This window comes from Arthrobacter sp. H-02-3 (assembly GCF_003097355.1).
Lineage (GTDB): Bacteria > Actinomycetota > Actinomycetes > Actinomycetales > Micrococcaceae > Arthrobacter > Arthrobacter humicola.
Genome location: NZ_PYUI01000043.1, coordinates 1 through 1,445, shown reverse-complemented (window position 1 = coordinate 1,445; position 1,445 = coordinate 1). Strand labels below are relative to the sequence as shown.

Here is a 1,445-nt window from a genome sequence, read left to right as displayed (position 1 = left end):
GAGTGGCCGTCGGCGTGCTGCAGGCCTTCACCGGTCAGGGTGGTGCGGCCGGCGGTGGCACCGATGATGAACCCGCGGGTCATCTGGTCCGCGGCGGCCCAGAAGGAGTCGCCGGTGCGCTGGAAACCGAACATCGAGTAGAACACGTAGATCGGAACGAGCGGTTCGCCGTGCGTGGCGTACGAAGTGCCCGCGGCGGTGAACGCGGCCACCGCGCCGGCCTCATTGATGCCCGGGTGGATCAGCTGGCCCTGGGCCGATTCCTTGTAGGCCAGGACGAGGTCCCGGTCCACGGAGAGATAGCCCTGGCCGTCCGGGTTGTAGATCTTTGCCGAGGGGAAGAACGCGTCCATGCCGAAGGTGCGGGATTCGTCCGGAACGATCGGGACAATGCGGTGTCCGAAGTTCTTGTCCCGGAGCAGGTCCTTGAGCAGGCGCACAAAGGTCATGGTCGTGGCGGCCTGCTGCTTGCCCGAGCCGCGCTTGGCCACCTCATAGGTTTTGGGGTCGGGAAGCTCCACGGGTGCGTGGTCCGGCCGGCGTTCGGGGACGAAGCCGCCGAGGGCTTGGCGGCGTTCCATGAGGTACTGGATTTCGGGGGCGTCCGGGCCGGGGTGGTAGTACGGGGGCCGGTAGGGGTCGGCTTCGAGCTGGTCGTCGGTGATGGGGATGCGCAGGTGGTCGCGGAAGGCTTTGAGGTCCGCGAGGGTGAGCTTCTTCATCTGGTGCGTGGCGTTGCGGCCCTCGAAGTGGGTGCCCAGGCCGTAGCCCTTGACCGTGTGGGCCAGGATGACGGTGGGTTTGCCCTTGAACTCGGTCGCGGCCTTGTACGCGGCGTAGACCTTGTTGTAGTCGTGGCCGCCGCGCTTGAGGTTCCAGATCTGGTCGTCGGTGAGGTCCTGGACCATTTCCTTGGTCTGCGGGGTCTGGCCGAAGAAGTGTTCGCGGACGAACGCGCCGGATTCGGCCTTGTAGGTCTGGTAGTCCCCGTCGACGGTCTCGTTCATGATCTTCACGAGCGAGCCGTCCTCGTCCTTGGCCAGCAGGTCATCCCACTCCCGGCCCCAGACGACCTTGATCACGTTCCAGCCCGCGCCGCGGAAGAACGCCTCGAGTTCCTGCATGATCTTCCCGTTGCCCCGGACCGGGCCGTCCAGGCGCTGGAGGTTGCAGTTGATCACGAAGTTCAGGTTGTCCAGCTTGTCGTTCGCGGCGAGCTGGAGCAGGCCGCGGGACTCGGGCTCGTCCATTTCCCCGTCGCCCAGGAACGCCCAGACCTGCTGGTCGGAGGTGTCCTTGATGCCGCGGTTGTGCAGGTACCGGTTGGACTGGGCCTGGTAGATCGCGTTCATCGGCCCGATGCCCATCGAGACCGTGGGGAACTCCCAGAACGCGGGCATCAGCCGCGGGTGCGGGTAGGAGGACAGGGCGTGGCCCTCCTTGGA

General features: G+C 66.2%; 1 pseudogene. It reads right to left on the bottom strand.

Annotated features, from left to right (window positions below):
* A pseudogene (locus tag C9424_RS21240) lies at nucleotides 1-1,445 on the bottom strand (pyruvate dehydrogenase (acetyl-transferring), homodimeric type); the annotation flags it as partial.